Origin of the sequence: Polymorphospora rubra (assembly GCF_018324255.1) — a bacterium.
In the GTDB taxonomy this organism is placed as follows: Bacteria; Actinomycetota; Actinomycetes; order Mycobacteriales; family Micromonosporaceae; genus Polymorphospora; species Polymorphospora rubra.
In genome coordinates this window covers 1134208-1157698 of record NZ_AP023359.1, presented here as the reverse complement: position 1 = coordinate 1157698, position 23491 = coordinate 1134208, and the positions used below count along the sequence as shown (strand labels likewise).

The following is a 23491-nucleotide window of genomic DNA, read 5'->3' as shown; positions in this document are numbered from 1 at the left end:
CGCTCCGGTGCGCTCCGCGCACGTCCGCGCACGCACGACCGGGCCTCGTCGGGACACGCTGCCACGCCCCACCATGGACCGGCCGTGCTGAGCGGCGTCGGAGGAGAGGAGCCGCCCGGCCGGCCCGGGGAACGCGTCGCCGCCGCGTTGGCCGACGCGTTCCTGGCCGGCGACTGGGGCCGCGACGGCCTGCTCGGGCGGGGCGCGCTCGTCGTCGGCGTACGGGCCCGCTGGCTGCGCCGGGTGGCGGCCGAGGTGCTCGGGGCGTACCCGAGGGTCCCGGCCGACCGGCCGCGTGAACTCGCCGGCTTCGTCGCGGCGTCGCCGGTCTACCGGGCGGCGTGGCACTCGGCCCGGCGGCGTGGCCGCCGGTTGCGGGTCCGCGCCCGGCCGGTCACCGCGACCCGGACCGTACGCCGGCCCTGGCCCACCCCGGTCGTCGACGACCTGGCCGCGCTCGCCGCGCTGCTCGGGCTCACCCCCGAGGAACTCGACTGGTACGCCGACCGCCGGTCGATCAACCGGCACGCCCGCGACGAGCGGCTGCGCCACTACCGGTACACCTGGCTCGGCGGCCGGTTGATCGAGGCGCCGAAGCCGCGACTGCGGGCACTCCAGCGGCGGCTGCTCGCCGAGGTGCTCGGACCGGTGCCGGTGCATCCCGCGGTGCACGGCTTCGTGTCCGGCCGGTCCGCGCACACGTTCGCGGCGGCACACGCCGGACGGCCGACCGTCGTACGCGTCGATCTGGTCTCGTTCTTCGCGACCGTCTCGGCGCCCCGGATCTTCGGGCTGCTCCGGCTCGCCGGCTATCCCGAGCCGGTGGCGCACACGCTGACCGCGCTGTGCGTGACCCGTACCCCGGCCGGGGTGCTGCGGGCCGCGCCGGCCGGACTGCCGGACCGGCCGTACCGGCTGGCGTTGCTGCGCGGGCCGCACCTGCCGCAGGGCGCGCCGACCTCGCCGGCGCTGGCCAACCTGTGCGGCTTCCGGCTCGACCGGCGGCTGGCCGGGCTGGCGGCGGCGTTCGGCGCGACCTACACCCGGTACGCCGACGACCTCGCCTTCTCCGGCGACCTGCCGCCGCGCCGGGCGGCGGCCCTGGTCGACCGGGTCACCGCTGTCGTGGCCGGGGAGGGGTTCCGGGTCCGGCCGGACAAGACCCGGATCCGGGGCCGGGCCGACCGGCAGCTGCTCGCCGGCCTGGTCGTCAACACCGCGCCCGGGGTGCCGCGCGACGAGTACGACCGGCTCCGCGCCCTGCTGCACAACGCGGCGCGGACCGGGCTGGCGGCGCAGAACCGTGCCGGCCACCCCGACTTCGAGGCGCATCTCGCCGGGCGGATCGGGTGGGTCGGCCGGGACCGGCCGGCGCGGGCGGCGAAGCTGCGGGCGCTGTTCGAGGCCGCCCGCCTACGCCCGGACGACGGGTCACCGGGCGCCCACGCAGCAGCTCCGTGATACGCGGAAGTTTCGCACTGATGTCGACTGTTGTGCATGGAAGCGCTCCCATGTAAGAATTCCAGCACTGTGTCGGGCAGCACACACCGCACAGTAACGGCGCCGAGGGCATCCGGTCTTCCGGGCGGCGCCGGCATACGCCCGACCGGGCCGGGCAGAGCAGCACCCCCGAATGGCGCCCCACGGACGATGTCCGGCGGTCGTCGCCGTTCCGGACCCCACCCCCGGGGGCCGGACCGACCCGAGGAGATCAGCGGTAATGAATTTGCGGAACAGGTTGTCCGGCCGGCGTAAGGCCGTGGCGCTGGCAGGTGCCAGCGCCCTCGTGGCCGCCGGCCTCGCCACGATCCCGGCCACCATGGCCCACGCGGCGACCGGCTGCGACGTCACCTACACCACCAACGACTGGCAGGGTGGCTTCACCGGCAACGTCACCATCAAGAACGTCGGTGACCCGCTGACCGCGTGGACGCTGCGCTTCACCTTCCCCAACGGCAGCCAGCAGGTGCAGCAGGGCTGGTCGGCGAACTGGTCCCAGAGCGGCAGCCAGGTCACCGCCACGAACCTGTCCTGGAACGGCTCGCTGGGCACCGGCGCCTCCACCAGCATCGGCTTCAACGGTGCGTGGAGCGGCAGCAACCCGAAGCCGACCAGCTTCACCCTGAACGGCGTCGTCTGCAACGGCGGTACCACCAACCCGACCACGCCGCCGCCCACCACGCCGCCGCCGACCACGCCGCCGCCGACCACGCCCCCGCCGACCACGCCGCCGCCCACCACCCCGCCGCCCGGCGGTCCCCGGGTCGACAACCCCTACGTGGGCGCCCAGGGATACGTGAACCCGGAGTGGCGGGCCAAGGCCAACGCCGAGCCGGGCGGAAGCCGGATCTCCAGCACCCCGACCGCCGTGTGGATCGACCGGATCGCCGCGATCGAGGGCACCGACAACAGCCAGTCCAACGGCCCGATGGGCGTACGTGACCACCTGGACGCCGCGCTCGCCCAGAACGCCGGCTACATCCAGTTCGTCATCTACAACCTGCCCGGCCGCGACTGCTCGGCCCTCGCCTCCAACGGTGAGCTGGGCGTCGACGAGCTGCCCCGCTACAAGTCCGCGTACATCGACCCGATCGCCGCGATCCAGGGCGACCCGAAGTACCGCAACCTGCGGATCATCAACATCATCGAGATCGACTCGCTGCCGAACCTGGTCACCAACCTCAACGTGGCCAAGTGCCAGACCATGAACAACAACGGCGGCTACGTCAAGGGCGTCGGCTACGCGCTGCACAAGCTCGGCGCGGTTCCGAACGTCTACAACTACATCGACGCCGCGCACCACGGCTGGATCGGCTGGGACACCAACTTCGGCCCGTCGGCCGCCAAGTTCAAGGAGGCGGCGACCGCCGAGGGCGCGACCGTCAACGACGTGCACGGCTTCATCACCAACACCGCCAACTACTCGGCGCTGCGCAACCCGCACTACACCATCAACACCCAGGTCAACGGCACCTCCGTGCGCCAGTCCAAGTGGGTCGACTGGAACTTCTACGTCGACGAGCTGACCTTCGCCCAGGCCTTCCGGCAGGAGCTGGTCAACCGCGGCTTCAACAGCAACATCGGCATGCTGATCGACACCTCCCGCAACGGCTGGGGCGGCCCGAACCGGCCGACCGGCGCCGGCCCGACCGACACCGTCGACAACTTCGTCAACGCCCGTCGGATCGACCGCCGCATCCACGCCGGCAACTGGTGCAACCAGAGCGGTGCCGGCCTCGGCGAGCGTCCGGTCGCCGCTCCGGAGCCGGGCATCGACGCGTACGTCTGGGTGAAGCCCCCGGGTGAGTCGGACGGCTCCAGCAGCCTGATCCCGAACAACGACGGCAAGGGCTTCGACCGGATGTGTGACCCGACCTACACCGGTAACGAGCGCAACGGCAACAACCTCAGTGGTGCCCTGCCCAACGCCCCGATCTCGGGTGCCTGGTTCTCGGCACAGTTCCGCGAGCTCATGGCCAACGCCTACCCGCCGCTGAACTGAACCTCACACCCCGCAGGGCGGCCCCCGATGCGATCCGCATCGGGGGCCGCCCCCTTTGTCGGTCCGGCGCGTTCCGGCTCAACTTCGGCCCTCCGGCCTCCGACACCTACGGCACGGTCCGTTCGACCGCGGCCGGCCCGTCCCGGTCCAGTTCGGCCTGGGCCCGCCGGATGCGCTCCGGGGTCGGATCACCGCCCTGGGCCATCACCAGGTCCTCCGGATCCCACGGCTGCTCCGCGCCGGTACGGGCACCGCGCGCGGCGGGCGTACCGCCACCGAACGGGGCACCGAGAACCTCCTCGGTGGGCGGGAAATCGGCGTTGTCGCCGGGCTCCCGGAAATCCGGATTGTCCGGTCCGGGCCCGCCGCCGCCGGTCAGCTTGGTCACGCTCGTCTCCTGCTCGACCGCGGCGGCCACCTCGGGCGTCTCCTCCAGCGGTCGCTGCGTACCGGAACTCCTGTCCGTCATGGCTCCGCCCTCCTGTCGATACCTGACGGCATACCCGGCGGCGGCCCGGACATTCAGCCGGGCCGGCTAACGGAGGGTCAGCCAGCGGATCCCGTGCTGCGCGACCCGGTCCGTCTCGGCCGGGGTGAGCGGCCGGCGTCCGGTCGCCTTGTGCAGGAACGTGATCTCGTCCCAGCCCAGGTCGGCCACCGCGGCGATGCCCTGTTCGGGCAGCAGCAGGTCGGTCAGCACCCCGGCCGCCGCGGGGGTCAGCCACGGCGGCCGGTCCAGGGCGCCGGCCAGGTCGAGCCCGTGGATTCCGAGTTCGACGATCCTGGTGACGAGGAAGTCGGTCAGCAGCATGGCGTCGCCGTGCCGGGTCCGGACCACGCGGTCGGCCGGCTCCCGCGCGCACAGGTCGGCGATCCGCCGCCAGGTGTCGTCGAACTCGACGGCGAGGGCGGCGCCGTCGGCGACGCTCGCCGCACGGCGCTGCGCCAACCCGATCCGGGCCGCGTTCGTACCGCTGGCGAAGCGGTGGTCGGGCCGGTAGTAGCCGGCGGCGGAGACCGCGGCCCGCGGCGGCGTCGGGGCCGCCAGCATGCCGGGCAGCCACTCCAGGATCGTCAGTACGTGGCCGAGGAGTCCGGCCACGTTCCACGGTGGACACGGGGTGGGGCGCGACCAGTCTTCCGCCGGGAGGTCGCGCACGACGGCGGCGAGCTGTCCGGCCTCGGCGCGCAGCGCCGGCAGCACCCGATCACTTGGCATGTCGGGCACCCTACCGAGCGGTCGTGGAGCCCCGTCGACAATGCAACGTATGACCAAAGACGCGTGGGATTCCGTCGACCGGTACTTCAGCGACCTGCTCATTCCGGCCGACCCGGTGCTGACAGCGGTGTTGCGGGCCAACCAGGAGGCCGGCCTGCCGGCCATGGACGTCGCGCCCAACCAGGGCAAACTGCTCATGCTGCTGGCCCGGATCAGCGGCGCCCGGCGGGTACTGGAGATCGGCACCCTGGGTGCCTACAGCACCATCTGGCTGGCCAGGGGAATCCCGGCCGACGGGCGGATCGTGACCCTGGAGGCCGAACCGTCGTATGCCGCCGTGGCGCGGGCGAACCTCGACCGGGCCGGGGTGGCCGACCGGGTCGACCTGCGGCTCGCCCCGGCGCTGCGGACGCTGCCCGAACTCGTCGCCGAGGGCGCCGGACCGTTCGACCTGGTGTTCATCGACGCGGACAAGCCGAACAACCCGCACTACCTGGAGTGGGCACTGCGGCTCACCCGGCCCGGCAGCCTGATCATCGGCGACAACGTGGTCCGCGACGGGCACGTCGTCGACGCCGCGAGTGCCGACGAGAAGGTGCGGGGGGTGCGTACCTTCCTCGAGATGACCGCCGCCGACCCGCGCCTGGACGCGACCGCGTTGCAGACGGTCGGCGCCAAGGGCTGGGACGGCTTCTCGCTGGCCGTGGTCAGGTAGCGCGGGGAAGGCCGGAAACGGCGGTGGTGCGTGGTCCGGCCGGACCACGCACCACCGCCGGGCGGTGACTCAGGTGTCCAGCAGCCGGTCCAGGAAATCCCGGTAGCGGCGTACGGTGACCCGCAGCCGTTCGGTGTCCTCGTCACCGGACGACCGCCAGCCGCCGAGGTCGTCCTTCTGCGTGGCGAGTGCCGCGGCCAGCGCCTGCACCGCCTCCTCCACCAGGTCCTGCGCCTCGCCGGCGGCGGCGCGCGGATCGTCGACGAAGCGCAACTGGACCTCGCGCCACCGCTCCCGCAGCGCCTGCGCGGCGTCGGCCGGGATCAGCACGGCGACCGGCTCGCCCGGTACGTCGCCGGGCATCAGCCCCGCCCCGCCGGCCGGGCCGGCATCGGTTCGGTCGGCACCGGTCGGCTCGGTCCGGTCGTCGTCGACGGCGACCACGTCGGGCCGGTCGTCGACGGCGACCGCGTCGGGCCGGTCGTCGGCCGGCACCGGGTCGGGCTCCGGCCCGGCACCGGCCGACGGCCGGTCGTCGACGGCCACGGTGTCGTCCGGCACCGCCCTGAGTTCGTCCCGGAACCCGTTGACCCCTGCGGCGCGGCCATCCACCTTGCCGTCACCGGTCGGGTCGGTCGGGTTCCGCTTCGCGTCGGTGGCGTCCAGATCGGCATAGACCGCGTCGTCGACGTATGCGTTGGGATCCCGCCGCTCGGTGTCGTACCCGGGCTCGTCGCGCGGGTCCGGCGCGATCTCGTCGTCGCGGCGCGCGGCCGTCCGGTCCGGGGCGCCGTCCTGTTCCGGTACGGGCACCGGGTGGGACCGGACCACGTCCGGATCCGTCAACTGCTGGTCGTGATGGCGCACGGCTGCTCTCCTCACCGGGTCGTGGCGTCAGCGGGTTCGGTCGACTCCGCGGTCCTGGTCCGCACCGGCGCGTCGCCGAGCAGGTCGGCGAAGAGTTCCCGGTAGTGGACGACGGCCTGGCGGAGTTCCTCGGTGCTCGCTTCGCCCTTGGCGTTGCGGAGCTGGATGTCGTGGGCGTCGCGGTAGTGCCCGAGAGTGCGGGCGTGCTCGACGCTCAGGTGGGCCACCTGGGCGTCGTAGTCGTCGGTCGGGTAGCCACGTTCGGCGACGAGCCGGGTGACCAGCTCGTCGGCGGCGCCGACGGCCTCGGCGGGGGAGTCGACGAACCGGGCCTGGATCTCCTCCCAGGCGACGGCGTAGCGCTCCCGGGATTCCGGCGACAGCGGAGTCAGGGTCAGCTCGGCGTGGCGGCGTTCCCGGTCCCGCAGCTCGCGCTCGGCGGCGGTACGGCTGTCCCGTTCGGACAGCAGGCGGTCGTACTCCGGACCGAACCGGCTACGCAGGCTCCGGCGCCGGGCGAACATCCACGCGGCGGCCACGGCGGCCACGACGACGACTACGAGAATCAGGGTGACGACGATCTGGGTGGTCGACATGGGGTCCTCCTTCGCAAGAGGTAGTTCCCGCTGGAGGGTGGTCGTCAATCCCCGTTGGGCAGACCAGTTGTCATCGATAGGCGAAATCGGGCTGAACTATCTTGAATCATTGGATATCAAGCCATCGACGAAACGGTACGGATCGATCATCGGTGGTAGTGCCGAGGCCGTCGATTCCGTATCCTGCCCAAGGCGCACGCGCCGGTGCCGTATCCCCTAGGGCGAGGTCTGATGATTACCCGCAACTGGTCGATCCGGTCGAAGATCGTGGCCTTGGTCACCGTGCCGCTCGCTGCGCTCCTCGCACTATGGATCTTTGCTACCACCCTCACGGTGGGTCCCGCACTGAGCCTGCTCAGCGCCCAGTCGTTGCTCGATGAGCTGGGCTTCCCCGGCCAGGCGATGGTGTCGGAACTCCAGCGCGAGCGGCGGCTGTCCCTGGTCTATCTCGCCGGTGACACCGACACCACCGAGCTGGGCCAGCAGCGGGTCAGCACCGACCGGGCGATCGCCGAGTTCCGCCGCCGGGCGCTGAACCCCGGCTTCCGCGACGGCGTCGATCCCACCCTCGACAGCCGCCTCGGCCAGCTCGCCACCTCGCTGGACGCGCTGCCCTCCGGACGCGGCTTCATCGACCGCCGGGACCTGGACCGGACCGGCGCGCTCGGGCTCTACACCAGCACCATCGACGCGGCGTTCCGCACCTTCGCCGCGCTCGCCGCCCTGCCCGACGACCAGATCAACAGCGAGGTCCGCGCGCTGACCTCGCTCGGTCAGGCCCGCGAGGTGCTCGGCCAGGCCGACGCGCTGCTCGCCGGGGTGTTCACGGCCGGCCGGTTCGCCGACGGCGAGCACGGACAACTCGTGCAGATCCTCGGCACCAAGCGCTACCTCTACGCGGCGGCCGTCGCCGACCTGAACTCCGACGACCGGGCCGCCTACCAGCGCCTCGTCGAAGGAGAGACGTTCGTCCGGCTCCAGACCCTGGAGAACCGGCTCGTCGCCGAGGGGCGGACGGGGGCGGTGTCGCCGGTCGACCCCGGAAACTGGGTGTCCACGTACGACTCGGCGCAGGAGCAGCTGCGGGACTTCGAGTCGACCGCCTCGACCGCGTTGGAGCGGCGCACCGTGCCGGTCGCCGTCGACATCCTGGTCCGGCTGGCGCTGGCCGCCGTACTCGGGCTGATCGCGGTCGGGTTCTCGCTGTTCATCGCGTTGCGGGTGGGCCGGCAGCTGATCCACCGGCTGGGCGGACTGCAGTCCTCGGCGCTGGAGATCGCCGAGAAGCGCCTGCCCTCGGTCGTCGCACGGCTGCGCCGGGGCGAGGAGGTCGACGTCGAGGCCGAGGCGCCCGTGCTGGAGTACGGCAACGACGAGATCGGCCAGGTCGGCCGGGCGTTCGACCAGGTGCACCGGCGGGCGGTGCGATCCGCGGTCGACGAGGCGGACCTGCGCCGCGGGCTCAACGACGTGTTCCTCAACATCGCCCGGCGCAGCCAGACGCTGTTGCACCGCCAGCTCGCGCTGCTCGACAAGATGGAGCGGCGCACCACCAACCCCGACGAGTTGGAAGACCTCTTCCGGGTCGACCACATGGCCACCCGGATGCGGCGCCACGCCGAGGACCTGGTGATCCTCGCCGGCGCGGTACCCGGCCGCGGCTGGCGCAACCCGGTGGCGATGATCGACGTGGTGCGCGGGGCGGTCTCCGAGGTGGAGGACTACGTCCGGGTCGACGTGCACGCCATCCAGCCGATGTCGGTCGTCGGTCGGGCGGTCGCCGACCTCACCCACCTGCTCGCCGAGCTGATCGAGAACGCGACCTCGTTCTCGCCGCCGCACACCCGGGTCCACGTCACCGGGCAGGAAGTGCCCAACGGCTACGCGATCGAGGTCGAGGACCGCGGCCTCGGCATGGCCCCGGAAGCCCTCGCCGAGGCCAACCGGCGGCTGGCCGAACCACCCGACTTCGACCCGGCCAACAGCGCCCGGCTCGGGCTCTTCGTGGTGGCCCAGCTCAGCGTGCGACACGGCGTCCGGGTGCAGTTGCGGCCGTCGCCGTACGGCGGGGTGACCGCGGTCGTACTGCTGCCGAACGAGCTGGTCGTCGCCGTACCCGGTGGCCGGACGCTGCCCGGCCAGCCCGCGGGGCAGCCGCGGGTCGACGTGGACACCATGGAGGTCAAGGCCCTCGACCCGGCCCGCCGGCCGAGCCCGATGCTGCTGCCGGCCGGCCCGCCCACGGCGGCGACCCCGGCCGAGCCCGAGCGCCGGATCCGCACGACGGCCCGGCTCACCGCCGTACCGACGCAACCCGCACCCCGCCGGGAGCCGCCGGCCCCGTCGCCCGCGCCGGCCCCGCCGGCTCCGGTGGTGCTGCCGCTGGACGACGACGGGCTGCCCCGACGGGTACGGCAGACCAGCCTCGCGCCACAGTTGCGTGCCTCCGCGATCCAGGACCTGGCGGGTCTCGCCAGCGAGGTACGCGAGCGTTGCCCCGAGGAGGTCCGGGCGAGGATGTCGGCGCTCCAGGCGGGCACCGCCCGCGGCCGGCTCGAATCCGAGGCCCTGACCAACCCGCCGGCCGGCCAGCCCGGTCCGGTGACCGAATCCCAGCCGGTGCCGCCCGCTCCGGCCGCCCACGACGGCACCGCGGTGACCGACGGGGCGCCAGCCGATTCCGAAAGGAACTCGTAGTGGTGTATCCGCACCCGATCAGGTCTGCCTCGAACCTCGACTGGCTGCTCGACGATCTCATCGAGCGTGTGCCGTCGGCGTTGCAGGCCGTGGTGCTCTCGGCCGACGGCCTGCTGATGGGGTCGTCACGAGACCTAAGCCGCGAGGACGCCGAGCACCTGTCGGCGATGGCCGCCGGCTTCCAGAGCCTGGCCAAGGGGGCCAGCCGGCACTTCTCCGCCGGCCCGGTCCGGCAGACCGTGGTGGAGATGGAGTCGGCCTACCTGTTCGTGACCGCCGCCGGGCAGGGGGCCTGCCTGGCGGTACTCAGCGCCACCGACGCCGACATCGGGTTGATCGCGTACGAGATGGCGATGCTGGTCACCCGGGTCGGTCAGAATCTGAGTTCGCCGACCCGGCCACCGGCGGTGCACTCCGATGCGCGGTGACGCGTCGGACCCGCACCACTGGCTCGACGGTGACGCCGGGCCGGTGGTGCGGCCGTACACGGTAACGGCCGGCCGGGCGCGCCCGGCCGCGGGCGGGTTCGACGTGGTCGCCTTCGTGGTCGCGGGTCCGCCGGACCAGGCCGCGTCGGATCCCCGGTTGCAGCCCGAGCACCACGCGATCCTCGGCAATTCCCAGCAGCCGATCTCGGTGGCCGAACTGGCCGCGCAGGTCGACCTGGCCCTCGGCGTCGTCCGGGTGCTCCTCGGCGACCTGCTGGCCGAGGGGCTGATCGCCATGTACGAGCCGCCGGCGGCGGCCAACTTCCCCGACGAAAAAATTCTCAAGGCGGTGGTCAATGGACTCCGTGCGCTCTGACCAGCGGGGCGACGCCCCGCGCATCCCGCTCGCGTTGAAGATCCTCATCGCTGGCGGGTTCGGGGTCGGCAAGACGACGCTGGTGGGTTCGGTGAGCGAGATCCGGCCGTTGCAGACCGAAGAGGTGCTCACCGACGCGAGCATCGGCACCGACGACCTGACCGGCGTCGAGGCCAAGAACACCACGACCGTGGCGATGGACTTCGGCCGGATCACCATCAACTCCGACCTCCAGGTCTATCTCTTCGGTACGCCGGGCCAGGACCGGTTCTGGTTCCTGTGGGACGAGTTGTCGTTCGGGGCGCTGGGCGCGGTCGTGCTCGCCGACACGCGGCGGCTGGCGGACTGCTTCCCGTCGGTCGACTACTTCGAGCAGCGGGGTACGCCGTTCGTCGTCGGTGTGAACTGTTTCGAGGGCGCCCAGCGGTTCAGCCCGGATGCGGTCCGCAACGCCCTGGACCTCGACCCGGATGTGCCGGTGGTGCTCTGCGACGCCCGGGACCGCCAGTCCGGCAAGGCGGTGCTGGTGTCCCTTGTGGAGCATGTGGCCAGCCGGCGGGGGCATCCGGTGCCGGCGTACTGACCGTCGGGCCCGGGCGCGAAGGTGGTGCTTCCCCGGCGCCCGGCCGCTGGTTCTGGTTGGATCGTAACCAGGGCCGATGCGGTGGAAATGGCAGAAGACGGAGCTTCGGGTGACTGACAGCGGCGAACTGGTGCATATCGGGTGTTACACCCCGCAAAGCGGTGGGCGGGGCGAAGGCATCGTCGCCGCCCGCCGTGATCCGCGCTCCGGCCGGCTGGACATCCTCGGCACCGTCGCCGCCACCCCGTCACCGTCGTTCCTGGCCCGGCATCCCCGGCTGCCGGTGCTCTACGCCGTCGGGGAACTCGACGACGGCGTGGTCACCGCGTGGACGATCGGGCCGGACGGCGGGCTGGCGGCCCTCGGCAGCCAGCCCACCGGGGGTGCCAGCCCCTGCCACCTGGCCGTCTCGTCCGACGGCGCCTTCCTGCTCACCGCCAACTACGGCGGAAGCGTGGTCGTACACCCGCTGGATCCGGCCGGGGCTCCCGGCCCGCGCACCGACCTGCTGAAGCACGACGGGCACGGTGCCGACCCCGACCGGCAGGAGGGGCCGCACGTCCACATGGTGTCGCCCACCCCGGACGGCGGCCCGCTGCTCGTCGTCGACCTCGGCACCGACGCCGTCTACCGCTACGACCTCGATCCGAGCAACGGGCGGCTCCGGAGCCACGGCACGCCGGTGCGGACCTCGCCCGGGACCGGGCCGCGGCACCTGTCCCGGCATCCCGACGGCCGGTTCTTCGTGGTCGGGGAACTGAACGCGACCGTGCACGAGTACGCCGACGAGTCCGGTGCCGTGCGCGAGCGGTCGCGGGTGGCGGCCAGCGGGCGCGGCGGCCACGTCCAGCCCTCGGACATCGTCGTGAGCGGCGACGGCCGATTCCTCTACGTCGGCAACCGCGGCGTCGACACGGTGGGCGTGTTCGCGCTCGACGGCGCCCAACCACGACTGGTGGCCGAGGTCGGCAGTGGCGGGCACTGGCCCCGACAACTCGCCGTCACCGGAATCCACCTGTACGTCGCCAACGAGCGCTCGCACACGGTCGGGGTGTTCGCCGTCGACCCGGAGAGCGGTGTGCCGACGCCGGTCGGCGACCCGGTCGCGGTGCCCAGCCCGACTTGCATCCTTCCGACCACCTGATGGTCTGATGCGTAATAAGTGTGAAGTGTCGCTTCGCATCCTTGCTGGGCGATCCCCGAAACACCCCGGGATCACGGTGCTACCAGCGGTTACCGGAATTCTCCCGGGTGTTCCACGTCCGTAACTTTCGACCGAACGTACGTGGCAGTCGTCCGACCGCTTCAGCACTATGGGGACCGTGCCGGGCCGCCATCGCATGCGAAAGTCCTTCCGTGGAGCAGGCGCCATCGCGTCCGTGATGGCGCTGGTCGTCGTCGCCGTGGGGGGATGGTTCGTCTACCGGACGCTGGCCGGGGCCGGCTGTTCCGGCGAGGTTCCGCTCAACGTCGCCGCCGCGCCCGAGATCGCGCCGGCGGTCGAGGCCGCCGCGCAGGCGTGGATCGAGGACGGTGCGGCCGTCGACGGCAGGTGCGTCGCCGTGACGGTGAGCGGCACCGACCCGGTCGACGTCGCGGCGGCCGTCGCCGGTCTGCACGGCATCTCGCTCGCCGGGGTTGGCCGGGCCAGCGGCACCGCCGTCATGCCCGACGTCTGGGTGCCCGACTCGTCGACCTGGCTGCTGCGGCTGAGCGCGGCCGCGCCGGGGTTCGCCCCGACCAACAACGCCTCGGTGGCCCACAGCCCGGTCGTGGTCGCGATGCCCGAACCGGTCGCCACCTCGTTCGGCTGGCCCGACGAGCAGCTCACCTGGACCGACCTGCTCCAGCAGATCACCACCGGCACCCAGCTGCGGACCGGCATCGTCGACCCGACCCGGGACTCCGCCGGGCTGTCCCTGCTGCTCGCGATCGGTGGCGCCGCCAGTGCCGCGGGGGACGGCGCCCAGCAGGCCATGACGGGGGCGCTGCGGGCGTTGGCGACCGGCCGGTCCGCACTGCGGCAGGACCTGGTCGCCCGCTTCCCGAGGTCGGCTGATCCGGCCGCCGTCGCCTCCGCGCTGAGCGCCGCCGCGCTCTCCGAGGAGGACGTCATCGCCTACAACGCGGCCCGGCCGCCGATCAGCCTCGCCGCGCTCTACCCGCAGCCGGCGTCGATGTCGCTCGACTACCCGTACGCCGTACTTCCCGGCACCGATCCCGCCCGGGCCGCCGCGGCCGAGGCGCTGTTCTCGGTGCTCGACACCACCGCGTTCAAGGACCGGCTGGGTGCCCGCGGGTTGCGTGGCCCGGACGGCAGTTGGGGGCAGGGCTTCGAGGCGCCGCGCGGCGCCCGGGCGGGACTGCCGGAGCCGCCGTCCGCCGCACCGCAGCCGACCGCGTCGTCCGATGCCGGCGGGTCGGGGGCGCCGGGTGGTGCACCGGCCGGCGGCCCCGATCCGGCGGCGGTCGACCGGGCGCTGTCCACCTGGACGGCGGTGACCCTGCCGGCCCGCATGCTGGCGGTGATCGACGTGTCCGGGTCGATGCTCCAGCGGGTGCCGACCGCCGGCGGCGCCACCCGGATGCAGGTCACCCTGCAGGCCGCCCAGCGCGGCCTCGGCCTCTTCGACGACTCCTGGGCCGTCGGGCTCTGGACCTTCTCCACCGAACTCGCCGGCGGACGCGACTACCGCGAGGAACAGCCGGTAGGCCCGTTGAGCAGCCAGCGGAGCAGGTTGCTCGCCTCGCTGAACGCGATCACCCCCAAACCGACCGGCGACACCGGCCTCTACGACACCGTGCTGGCGGCGTACGAGAGCATGCAGGAGGGGTGGGAGCCCGGCCGGGTCAACTCCGTCGTCATGCTCACCGACGGCCGCAACGACGACGCCGATGGCATCTCCCAGGAGAAACTGCTCGCCGACCTGCAGGCGCTCGTCGACCCGCGCCGCCCGATCCAGGTCGTGATCATCGGTATCGGCGACGGGGTCAGCCGCGACGAGTTGGAATCCATCACCAAGGTCACCGGTGGTGGTGTCTTCGTGACCGAAGACCCCGCCAAGATCGGCGACATCTTCCTCCAGGCGATCGCGCTGCGGCCGGCCGCACCCGGCTGACCTGCGGTTCAGTGACGGGCGACAATGTCGAATCACGGTGAGTGGTGCCATGGATGCGATCTGCTCGCACGGGTGAACCTACGGCCGCAATCAAGTGACAGTTTTTTGTCGCAAGGTCTGGACGGGCACAGGGGTAGGCAAAGATGACTGGGTGCCCGGAGCAACCGGCCCGCGTTCGTGAGCCGAATGTTGTTCCGGGTTTTCGTCGACTTCTCTGACCTGGGGGTGGATTGGTGTCGTCGGCGACGCTTTCGAGCCCCGCCGCGGTCCAGGCGGCTGGACCGCAGGCCCGGGCGGAATCGCTGCGCGTGCGGCAGCGGGCGTACGTCCGCGCGATCTTCGTCCTGGACACCGTCGTCCTGGTCCTCGCGGTACTCGGCGCCTACCTGATCCGGTTCGGCACCTCCGAACCCCGCGGCCGCGGCTCCGACATCTCCTACCTGATAGTCGGGCCGGCCCTGGTGCTCGTGTGGCTGCTCTCGCTCAAACTGCTGCACTGCTACGACGACCGGGTGCTCGGCTACGGCGCCGACGAATACCGCCGGGTCACCTCCGCCAGCCTCCGGCTCGCCGCCACCGTGGCGATCACCGGATACATCGCCGACGTCGGCGTGGCCCGGGGCTTCCTCGCCCTCTCCTTCGCCCTCGGCATCGCCGGGATGCTGGTGGCCAGGTTCGCCGCCCGCAAACGGCTGCACCGGGCCCGGTCCCGGGGCGCCGGCTGGTCCCGGCAGGTGCTCGTCGTCGGTGACACCGCCCACGTCCTCGAACTTGTGCACACCCTGCGCCGCGAGCCGTACGCCGGCTACCAGGTGGTCGGCGCCTGCATCCCCGACGCGCTCCTCGCCCCCGTACCGCAGCGGCTCGGTGACGTACCGGTCGTCGGCTCCTTCCGCGGCATCCCCGACGCGGCCGCGGCGACCGGTGCCGACACCGTGGCCGTCACCGCCTCCGGCGAACTCACCGCCACCCGGCTGCGCCGGCTCGGCTGGCAGCTCGAGGGCACCGGCATCGACCTGGTGCTGGCCCCGGCGCTGACCGACGTCGCCGGCCCGCGCATCCACACCCGGCCGGTCGCCGGACTGCCCCTGATCCACGTCGAGGCACCCGAGTTCCGGGGCGCCCGCAAGTTCGTCAAGGGCCTGGTCGACCGCTCGTTCTCGCTGATCGCGCTCACCCTGGCGCTGCCGGTGCTCGCCGTCATCGCGTTGGCCATCAAGCTCGACAGCCGGGGCCCGGTCATCTTCAAACAGGTCCGGGTGGGGCAGGGCGGCAAGGAGTTCGGCGTCTACAAGTTCCGCACCATGGTGGTCAACGCCGACGCGTTGCTGGCCCAACTGGCCGCCAGCAACGAGACCGACGGTCTGATGTTCAAGATGCGCGACGACCCGCGCGTCACCCGGACCGGCCGGTTCCTGCGCAAGTGGTCGCTCGACGAACTGCCCCAACTGGCGAACGTGCTCTTCGGGCACATGAGCCTGGTCGGTCCCCGGCCGCCGCTGCCGTCGGAGGTGGCCCGCTACGACGGCGACGTGGCCCGGCGGCTGCTGGTCAAGCCCGGCATGACCGGGCTGTGGCAGGTCAGCGGCCGGTCCGACCTCACCTGGGAGGACGGCATCCGGCTCGACCTGTACTACGTCGAGAACTGGTCGCTGGCCGCCGACCTGACCATCCTCTGGAAGACCTTCGGCGCGGTCGTCAACAGCCGCGGCGCCTACTGAACCCGCTGCCCCGCCGCAGGGGCAGCGGGCGGCGGGTCAGTGGGCCGGACCGGTCCAGTCGAGGCAGACGGCCACCGCGTCGTCGACCAGATCGCCGGCCACGAAGGCCCGCAGGTCGCCGAGCAGCGACCGCACCGCCTCCAGCGGCGCCAACGGGCGGGTACGCCGTACGAACCGCTCCAGCGCCGACTCGCCGTACCGGAGGTTCGTCGCGGCGGCGTCGAAGATGCCGTCGCTGACGATGAACAGCCGGTCGCCCACTGCCAGGTCGAAGCTCTGGGTGTGGTAGATCGTGCCGTCGAACATGCCGAGCGGGAACTGCGCGTCCAGCCGCTGCTCGACCACCCCGCCCTCCCGCAACAGCAGGATCCGCGGCGAGCCGGCGTCGACGGCGAGGACCCGACCGGTGGCCAGGTCGAGTTCGAGCAGGAGCGTCTCGAGGTGCTGCACGCCCCGGTGGTGGGAGTAGACGGCCTGGTCGGCCAACGTCGCCTGGTCGGCCAGGGACAGCCCGGCGCGGCGGGCGTTGCGCAGCGCCTGGATCGCCAGGGCGGTGAGGGTGGCGGCGGTCACCCCGTCACCCATCCCGTTGACGGTGGCGAGCCAGAGCCGGTGCCCGTCGTCGGCCCAGTCGAAGCTGTCGCCGCGCACCGCGTACGCCGGCTCGAGTTGCCCCGCGAGGCTGAACGACGACCGGCAGCGGCTGCGGCCGGGCAGCAGCTCCCACTGCATCTCGGCGGCGAGGGTCAGCCGGCGGGTCCGCGCCGCCACCGTGTAGCGGTCGGTACTGGCCCGTACGGCGGCCAGTTCGTGCCCGAGCAACGTGGCGATCTCGGCCAGCTCGCCGCGCAGCTGCGGGTCGTCGGGTACGGGCTGGAGACGCAGCACCCCGATCCGGTCCCCGCGCATCGTCACCGGCAGGTGGAGCACGCCGTCGTGGAGGACCTCGGCCTGGTGGTCGAAGCTGCGCCAGCCCGGCGCGCCGGGGGTGGTGACCGCGTCGTCGCCGGACAGCGGCAGGAGCGCCGCGATCCGGTAGTCGACCTGGAGCAGATCGGTCCCGGTGATTCCGTACGCCTTGGTCAGCGCCTCGCCGAGGCGTTCGACGATCTCGTCGGCGGGTGCCTCTGTCAACGACCGCCGTACCGCGATCAGCCGCTCGTACATGATCCGCCCCTGGCTTGTCCGGCGGCGGGTGCCGCGAGGGTAGTGTCAGGCCCACCATGGCCGAACACCATGGTCCAGACGGGCCGGATACGAGTATTGCCGCCGAGGTGGACGCCGCGGCGGAAGCGTTGCTGTCCGTGTGGGACTCGGCACGTGAGCGGGCCACCAGCCGGTTGTCCGGATCACAGCTCCGGGCACTGATCGTCGTCGAGCAGTACGACGGGATCAACCTGCGCGGGCTGGCCGAGAGCATGGGCATGATCCTGTCGTCGGCGAGCCGGCTGTGTGACCGGCTGGTCGCCGCCGGCGTACTCGAACGGGTGCCGGGCCGGGCCGACCGCCGGGAGATCTCGCTGCACCTGACGCCGGGCGGCGAGGCGTTGCTGGCCGAGCTGCGTGACGACCGGCGGGAACGGCTGGCGGCGGTGCTCGACGCGATGACCAGCGGCGCCCGGCAGGCGCTCTTGCACGGTCTGCGTGAGTTCGACGTGGCCGCCCGGGCCGAGACCGCCGAGGAGGAGGCCCGTACCGCCTAGCGCCGCGCGGTCACGGCCGAACGGTGTCGGCGAGCCACCGCGCCGGCCGGTCCAGGACCGCCCGGACCACCGATCCGGCGGCGCCGACCACGGCCGCGTCCCCGCCGAGCCGGGACGCCCGGACCGTGACGGGTGACCAGCCCGCGGTGAGCACCCGCCCGGCGACCTCGGCCCCGACCGCCGGCACCAGCCACGGTGCCAGCGGCGCGTAGACCCCGCCGAGCACCACCGTGTCGACGTCCAGCACGTTGATCACACCGGCCACGGCGACGCCGAGCGCCGCGCCGGCCGTGGCGAGGGCCCGCAGCGCGGCCGGTTCGGCCGCCCCGGCCAGCCGGGTCAGCCGGGCCACCGCCTCGTCGGAGGTGACCTGCTGGTCGGCCAGGCCGGCGGCGGCCAGGATCGCGTCCTGTCCGGCGTACCGTTCCAGGCAGCCGTGTGCGCCGCAGCCGCACCGCGGGCCGTCGGGACGTACCGCGACGTGGCCGAGTTCGCCGCTCCAGCCGCGGGCGCCGCGCAGGAGTGCCCCGTCCAGCACCAGCCCGGCCCCGATGCCGATCTCGCCGGAGACGTAGAGGAAGCTGGCCGGCCCGCCGGCGTGCAGTTCGCCGAGGGCGGCGAGGTTGGCCTCGTTCTCGACCGAGAGCGCCGCCCCGCCGCCGAGCGCCGGATGCCCGTGCAGGACCGCGGGTACGTCGACGTCCCGCCAGCCGAGGTTGGGGGCGAGCCGGACCACGCCGTCGGCGGTCACCAGCCCCGGTACGGCGAGCGCGCTGCCGGCGTGCACCAGCCCCTGCCGCTCCGCCTCGGTCCGTACGGTGCCGGCGAGGTCGGCGACGCGGGCGAGCACCTCGGCCGGCGCGGCCGGCCGCTGGTCGGCCCGGTGCACCGCGCGGTGGCGTACCCGGCCGGTCAGGTCGACGACGCAGGCGGCGAGGTAGTCGACGTTGATCTCGAGGCCGAGCCCGACCGGGCCGGTCCCGGCGAGCACCAGGCCGAGCGCGGGTCGGCCGGCGCCGGTGCGGCGGGCCGGGGCCACCTCGGTGACCAGCCGGCCGCCGATGAGGTCGTCGACGAGGGCGGAGACGGTGGCCCGGGTCAGCCCGGTCGCGGCGGCGATGTCGGCGCGCGACGGTGCCCGTCCGTCCCCGCCGGCGCGGCCCGCCGGGCCGCCGGTGCCCGCGGCGATGTGCCGCAGAACCAGTCCGAGGTTGTGTTCGCGCAGGCTGGCCTGTCGTACGGGGGTGTCGCCCGACCGCGTGCCAGCCTGCTCCATGACCTTGACAGTGCCACAGCGGCGCCAAATAATTCAACCAATAAACAAATCGAACGTGTTACGTGGAGGTCGCCATGGCAACCCAGCCCACGCCCGCTGACAAGTTCTCCTTCGGCCTGTGGACCGTGGGGTGGCCGGCCCGCGATCCGTTCGGCGACGCCACCCGGGCCGACCTCGACCCGGTCGAGGCCGTGCACCGGCTCGCCGAGCTCGGGGCGTACGGCATCACCTTCCACGACGACGACCTGATCCCGTTCGGGGCCGACGCCGCGGCCCGTGACCACCACGTCGGCCGGTTCCGCAAGGCGCTCGACGAGACCGGCCTGGTGGTCCCGATGGTCACCACCAACCTGTTCACCCACCCGGTCTTCAAGGACGGCGGCTTCACCAGCAACGACCGCGACGTACGCCGGTTCGCGCTGCGCAAGGTGCTGCGCAACATCGACCTCGCCGCCGAACTCGGCGCGAAGACGTTCGTGATGTGGGGCGGCCGGGAGGGCGCCGAGTACGACGTGGCCAAGGACATCCGGGCCGCGCTCGACCGCTACCGCGAGGCGGTCAACCTGCTCGCCGGGTACGTCCTCGACCGCGGCTACGACATCCGGTTCGCGATCGAGCCCAAGCCGAACGAGCCGCGCGGCGACATCCTGCTGCCGACCGTCGGGCACGCGCTGGCGTTCATCAACGAGCTGGAGCACCCGGAACTCGTCGGCCTCAACCCCGAGGTCGGGCACGAGCAGATGGCCGGGCTCAACTACGCGCACGGCATCGCCCAGGCGCTCTGGGCCGGCAAGCTGTTCCACCTCGACCTCAACGGCCAGCGCGGCATCAAGTACGACCAGGACCTGGTCTTCGGGCACGGCGACCTGCTCAACGCCTTCGCCCTGGTCGACCTGCTGGAGAACGGCGGCCCGGACGGCGGCCCGGCGTACGACGGCCCGCGGCACTTCGACTACAAGCCGTCGCGCACCGAGGACTTCGCCGGCGTGTGGGCCTCGGCGGCCGCCAACATGCGCACCTACCTGCTGCTCAAGGAGCGGGCCGCGGCGTTCCGCGCCGACCCGGAGGTGCGGCAGGCGCTGGCCGAGAGTCAGGTCGGCGCCCTCAACGAGCCGACGCTGAACCCGGGGGAGACCTACACCGACCTGCTCGCCGACCGGTCGGCGTACGAGGATCTCGACGTCGACGCGGTCGCCGCGAAGGGCTTCGGCTTCGTCCGCCTCAACCAACTCGCGGTGGAGCACGTCCTGGGCGCCCGCTGACCGCTGCCCTGATCACCGTGATCAGGGAGTACCGCCGGCGGGCCGGCGTACCCGCCCCTGGTCACGGTGATCTTGGAAGTGGGCGGGGCAGCGGGTAGAGTTTCGGATCTGTCGATGCGGAGGCCAGTCATGCCGTACGTCGCCGGAGTCGACTCGTCGACCCAGTCCTGCAAGGTGGTCGTCCGCGACGCCGAGACCGGCACGCTGGTCCGGCAGGGCCGGGCCGCCCACCCCGACGGCACCGAGGTCGAACCGGCCGCCTGGTGGGGGGCGCTCCAGGAGGCGATCGACCAGGCCGGCGGGCTCGACGACGTGGTCGCCATCTCGGTCGCCGGCCAGCAGCACGGCATGGTCTGCCTCGACGAGGACGGCAAGGTGGTCCGGCCGGCCCTGCTGTGGAACGACACCCGGTCGGCCGGCGCCGCCGCCGATCTCGTCGCCGAGTTCGGCGGCGACCGGACGGGCCGGCGCGCCTGGGCCGAGGCGGTCGGATCGGTGCCGGTCGCCAGCCTGACCGTCACCAAGCTGCGCTGGCTGAGCCGGCACGAGCCCGACGCCGCCGACCGCACCGCCGCCGTCTGCCTTCCGCACGACTGGCTCACCTGGCGCCTGGCGGGCGCACCCGGCCTCGACGCCCTGCGCACCGACCGGGGCGACGCCAGCGGCACCGGTTACTGGTCGCCGGCCACCGGGGCGTACCGCACCGACCTGCTCCGGCACGCCTTCGACGGGCGGGAGCCGGCCGTACCCCGGGTGCTCGGCCCGACCGACCCGGCCGGGACGCTGCCGGCGGGGGCCCGGCTCGGGCCCGGCACCGGCGACAACGCCGCCGCCGCGCTCGGCGTGGGGGCCCGGCCCGGCGACGTCGTGGTGTCCATCGGCACCTCCGGCACGGTCTTCAGCGTCGCCGACCGGCCCGCCGCCGACGACTCGGGCGCGGTCGCCGGGTTCGCCGACGCCACCGGCCGGTTCCTGCCCCTGGTCTGCACCCTCAACGCCGCGCGGGTGCTCGACGCGGCCGCGACGATGCTCCGGGTCGGCCTCGACGACCTCGCCACGCTGGCCCTGGAGGCGCCGCCCGGCGCCGACGGACTGGTCCTGGTGCCCTACCTGGAAGGGGAACGCACCCCCAACCGTCCACACTCGACCGGCGCGGTGCACGGCCTGACGCTGCGCACCGCGACCCCGGCCCACCTGGCCCGCGCCGCCGTCGAGGGCATGCTCTGCGCGCTCGCCGACGGGCTGGACGCCCTGGTGGCGCAGGGCGCCGCCGCCAACCGGGTGATCCTGGTCGGTGGCGGGGCCCGGTCGGCGGCGGTCCGCCGGATCGCGCCCGAGGTCTTCGGCGTCCCGGTGCTGGTCCCGCCGCCCGGCGAATACGTCGCCGACGGGGCCGCCCGCCAGGCCGCCTGGGTCGCCCTGGGCGGTGCCGAGCCACCGCCGTGGTCGGCGAGCCAGGCCCGGGAGTACGTCGCCACACCCGCCCCGCACATCCGCGAGCAGTACGCCGCCAGCCGCGACCTGGTCCGGGACCGGCCGGTCGCCGGTTAGGCGCGTCCGGCACCCCGGCTGTTGCCGGTGTCAACGGGGTAGGTGATCCTGGTGCGGTGCCGAGGATGACCAGCGGGGTCGGGCCGCGTGGGGGCAGCCCGGCCCACCGGTTCTACAGCGTCGTCGTCTTCGTCGTCCTCGCCTCGCTCGACAACGTCGCGATCGGGCTCGTCCCCCCGCTCTACGGTCCGATCTCCGAGTCGTTCGACGTACCGGTCAGCGCCCTCGGCCTGGTCACCGCACTCAGCTTCCTCGTCAGCGCGGTCGCCTCCGTCGCCTGGGCGTACGTCGGGGACCGCACCAACCGCAAGCCGCTGCTGGTCGCCGGCACCCTGCTGTGGGCGGCCGGCACCGCCGGCAGCGCGTTCGCCGGCGGGCTGGGCGCCGGGTACGCCGGCTTCGTCGTCGCGCAGATCGTGGCGGCGATCGGCCTGGGGGCGGTCGGCTCGGTCGGCTTCTCGGTCGTCACCGACCTGATCTCGCCGCGCCGCCGTGGCCTGGTGATGAGCTTCTGGGGGCTGTCACAGGGCATCGGCACCCTGGCCGGCACCCTGGTCGCGGGGCTGCTCGGCTCCGTCGACTGGCGCCGCCCGTTCCTGGTGCTGACCGTGGTCGGCCTCGCCGCGACCGCCGCCTACCTGTTCACGTACGACATCCGGCGCGGCGCGAGCCAGCCCGAACTGGCCGGTGTGCTGTCCGCCGGCGGCGACTACGACTACCGGATCGGCCGCGCCGACCTGCCGAAGATCGTCGGCCGGCGCAGCAACGTGTGGCTGATCCTCCAGGGCCTCACCGCCCAGGCGGCGTTCGGATCACTGGTCTGGCTGCCGGTGCTGTTCCAGCAGCGGGCCCTCGACCAGGGCTATTCGACGCCCACCGCCATCGTGGTCGGGAGCGTCTTCGCGACGCTGTTCCAACTCGGCGGGGTGTTCTCGATCGTCGGCGGCCTGGTCGGCGACGCGCTGCAACGCCGTACCCCGCGGGGCCGGGCGGTCGTCGCGTCGGTCGGCATCCTCGCGGCCGTGCCGTTCTACGTCGTCCTGTTCTTCGTGCCGATGCGCATCGACGTGCCCGACGGAGCCGGCGGCGGCGCGGTCACCGCGGCCGTGCTGCGCAGCGTGGTGTCCGAGCCGACCGTCGGCCTCAGCTTCCTCGCCGCCGTGCTGGCCCTGGCACTGACGTCCGCGAACTCCCCGAACTGGTTCGCCCTGATCGCCGACGTCAACCCGCCGGAGCACCGGGGCACCGTCTACAGCCTCGGCAACCTGGTCAACGGGGTGGGGCGGGCGGCCGGCAACGGGCTGGTCGGCGTCGTGTTCGGCATGCTGCGCGGGGCGTTCCCGCCGCCGCTGAACTACGCCGTCGGGCTCGCCGCATTCCAGCTGTTCTTCGTGCCGACCGGGATCATGTACTGGCTGGCGTCACGTACGACGCCCCGCGACATATCCGACGTGCACCACCTGCTGACCGACCGGGCGGCCCGCGGCGAACCGACCGCGACCGACCGGTCGGCCGAGGGCGCGCCCGACCGTTGATCGGCAGACTTCGGCACATGCAGAACGCCCACCCGCTGCCGGCCCGCATCGCCGGCTGGACCGGTCTCGTCGCCCACCTCGCCACCCTCGTCTGGTACGCCGCCAGCGGGCTGCTCGCCCCGGGCTGGGCGGTGCTGCTCCTGCTACTGGTGTGGGCCGGGCTGCTCGCCGTGGCGATCGTGCTGCTGCGCCGCCGTCCGGCGTACGTGCTGCTGGTGCCGGTCGTGTCGGCGCTGTTCTGGTTCGGTGCCATCTCGGCCGGGGAGGCCTGGCTCGGCTGGACCGGCTGACGGCACTCCCGTCACACCGGCCGGTCCCGGGCCCGGAACCGGCCGGTCGAC

The 23491-nt window shown here is 73.1% G+C and carries 21 protein-coding genes; 15 read left to right on the top strand and 6 right to left on the bottom strand.

The window, feature by feature from the left end:
- Positions 1-84: 84 nt before the first annotated feature.
- A complete protein-coding gene (locus tag Prubr_RS05145; RefSeq protein ID WP_212822125.1) occupies positions 85-1461 on the top strand; it encodes a reverse transcriptase family protein in 1377 nt (458 codons plus the stop codon).
- Positions 1462-1720: 259 nt separating this feature from the next.
- Positions 1721-3502: a glycoside hydrolase family 6 protein gene (locus Prubr_RS05140; protein ID WP_212822124.1), complete on the top strand. Its 1782-nt coding sequence runs from the start codon at positions 1721-1723 to the stop codon at positions 3500-3502.
- A gap of 106 nt (positions 3503-3608) precedes the next feature.
- Here the strand turns inward: Prubr_RS05140 and Prubr_RS05135 are convergent, their stop codons facing one another.
- Positions 3609-3971: a hypothetical protein gene (locus Prubr_RS05135; protein ID WP_212822123.1), complete on the bottom strand. Its 363-nt coding sequence runs from the start codon at positions 3969-3971 to the stop codon at positions 3609-3611.
- A 66-nt stretch (positions 3972-4037) separates the two neighbouring features.
- Entirely contained in the window at positions 4038-4721 is a 684-nt protein-coding gene (locus tag Prubr_RS05130; protein ID WP_246568332.1) for a maleylpyruvate isomerase N-terminal domain-containing protein, read from the bottom strand.
- Between the two features lie 49 nt (positions 4722-4770).
- Between Prubr_RS05130 and Prubr_RS05125 the strand changes: the two genes are divergently transcribed.
- Positions 4771-5436 carry an O-methyltransferase gene (locus tag Prubr_RS05125; protein WP_212822115.1) on the top strand — a complete coding sequence of 222 codons (666 nt, stop codon included), beginning with the start codon at positions 4771-4773 and terminating at the stop codon, positions 5434-5436.
- 69 nt (positions 5437-5505) lie between these two features.
- Here the strand turns inward: Prubr_RS05125 and Prubr_RS05120 are convergent, their stop codons facing one another.
- Both Prubr_RS05120 and Prubr_RS05115 read right to left on the bottom strand, forming a co-directional pair.
- Entirely contained in the window at positions 5506-6303 is a 798-nt protein-coding gene (locus Prubr_RS05120; RefSeq protein ID WP_212822113.1) for a hypothetical protein, read from the bottom strand.
- Positions 6304-6314: 11 nt separating this feature from the next.
- Complete coding sequence (locus Prubr_RS05115; RefSeq protein WP_212822111.1) at positions 6315-6899, bottom strand: hypothetical protein; 585 nt, start codon at positions 6897-6899, stop codon at positions 6315-6317.
- 231 nt (positions 6900-7130) lie between these two features.
- Here Prubr_RS05115 and Prubr_RS05110 point away from each other — a divergent pair, with 231 nt between their 5' ends.
- The 7 genes from Prubr_RS05110 to Prubr_RS05080 all read left to right on the top strand — a co-directional run bounded on the left by Prubr_RS05110 (position 7131) and on the right by Prubr_RS05080 (position 15823).
- A complete protein-coding gene (locus tag Prubr_RS05110; protein ID WP_212822109.1) occupies positions 7131-9596 on the top strand; it encodes a sensor histidine kinase in 2466 nt (821 codons plus the stop codon).
- Positions 9596-10024 (top strand): roadblock/LC7 domain-containing protein, encoded by a 429-nt coding sequence (locus tag Prubr_RS05105; RefSeq protein ID WP_246568329.1) that lies wholly within the window; start codon positions 9596-9598, stop codon positions 10022-10024. The genes Prubr_RS05110 and Prubr_RS05105 overlap by 1 nt, the downstream gene beginning before the upstream one ends.
- Complete coding sequence (locus Prubr_RS05100; RefSeq protein WP_212822102.1) at positions 10014-10400, top strand: DUF742 domain-containing protein; 387 nt, start codon at positions 10014-10016, stop codon at positions 10398-10400. Before Prubr_RS05105 ends, Prubr_RS05100 begins: the two co-directional genes overlap by 11 nt.
- Positions 10381-10983, top strand: coding sequence for a GTP-binding protein (locus Prubr_RS05095; protein ID WP_212822100.1), 603 nt, complete (start codon positions 10381-10383; stop codon positions 10981-10983). The genes Prubr_RS05100 and Prubr_RS05095 overlap by 20 nt, the downstream gene beginning before the upstream one ends.
- Positions 10984-11092: 109 nt before the next feature.
- Complete coding sequence (locus Prubr_RS05090) at positions 11093-12127, top strand: lactonase family protein (RefSeq protein ID WP_212822098.1); 1035 nt, start codon at positions 11093-11095, stop codon at positions 12125-12127.
- Positions 12128-12323: 196 nt separating this feature from the next.
- Positions 12324-14102 carry a substrate-binding domain-containing protein gene (locus Prubr_RS05085; protein WP_212822096.1) on the top strand — a complete coding sequence of 593 codons (1779 nt, stop codon included), beginning with the start codon at positions 12324-12326 and terminating at the stop codon, positions 14100-14102.
- Positions 14103-14335: 233 nt separating this feature from the next.
- Positions 14336-15823, top strand: coding sequence for a sugar transferase (locus Prubr_RS05080; RefSeq protein WP_212822095.1), 1488 nt, complete (start codon positions 14336-14338; stop codon positions 15821-15823).
- A gap of 36 nt (positions 15824-15859) precedes the next feature.
- Here the strand turns inward: Prubr_RS05080 and Prubr_RS05075 are convergent, their stop codons facing one another.
- Complete coding sequence (locus tag Prubr_RS05075; protein WP_212822094.1) at positions 15860-16990, bottom strand: PP2C family protein-serine/threonine phosphatase; 1131 nt, start codon at positions 16988-16990, stop codon at positions 15860-15862.
- A 107-nt stretch (positions 16991-17097) separates the two neighbouring features.
- On the opposite strand from Prubr_RS05075, the gene Prubr_RS05070 reads away from it, so the two are divergent.
- On the top strand, positions 17098-17526 hold the full coding sequence (locus tag Prubr_RS05070) for a MarR family winged helix-turn-helix transcriptional regulator (protein ID WP_246568328.1): 429 nt from the start codon (positions 17098-17100) through the stop codon (positions 17524-17526).
- A gap of 10 nt (positions 17527-17536) precedes the next feature.
- Here Prubr_RS05070 and Prubr_RS05065 read toward each other — a convergent pair whose 3' ends face one another.
- On the bottom strand, positions 17537-18802 hold the full coding sequence (locus tag Prubr_RS05065; RefSeq protein WP_212822092.1) for an ROK family protein: 1266 nt from the start codon (positions 18800-18802) through the stop codon (positions 17537-17539).
- A gap of 74 nt (positions 18803-18876) precedes the next feature.
- Here Prubr_RS05065 and xylA point away from each other — a divergent pair, with 74 nt between their 5' ends.
- From xylA to Prubr_RS05045, 4 genes are all read left to right on the top strand, one after another.
- Positions 18877-20064: a xylose isomerase gene (gene xylA / locus Prubr_RS05060; RefSeq protein ID WP_212822090.1), complete on the top strand. Its 1188-nt coding sequence runs from the start codon at positions 18877-18879 to the stop codon at positions 20062-20064.
- A gap of 129 nt (positions 20065-20193) precedes the next feature.
- Positions 20194-21615, top strand: a complete 1422-nt coding sequence (gene xylB / locus Prubr_RS05055) for a xylulokinase (RefSeq protein WP_212827520.1) — start codon at positions 20194-20196, stop codon at positions 21613-21615.
- 65 nt (positions 21616-21680) lie between these two features.
- A complete protein-coding gene (locus Prubr_RS05050; RefSeq protein ID WP_212822088.1) occupies positions 21681-23150 on the top strand; it encodes an MFS transporter in 1470 nt (489 codons plus the stop codon).
- A 17-nt stretch (positions 23151-23167) separates the two neighbouring features.
- On the top strand, positions 23168-23440 hold the full coding sequence (locus tag Prubr_RS05045; RefSeq protein ID WP_212822086.1) for a hypothetical protein: 273 nt from the start codon (positions 23168-23170) through the stop codon (positions 23438-23440).
- Positions 23441-23491: the final 51 nt, after the last annotated feature.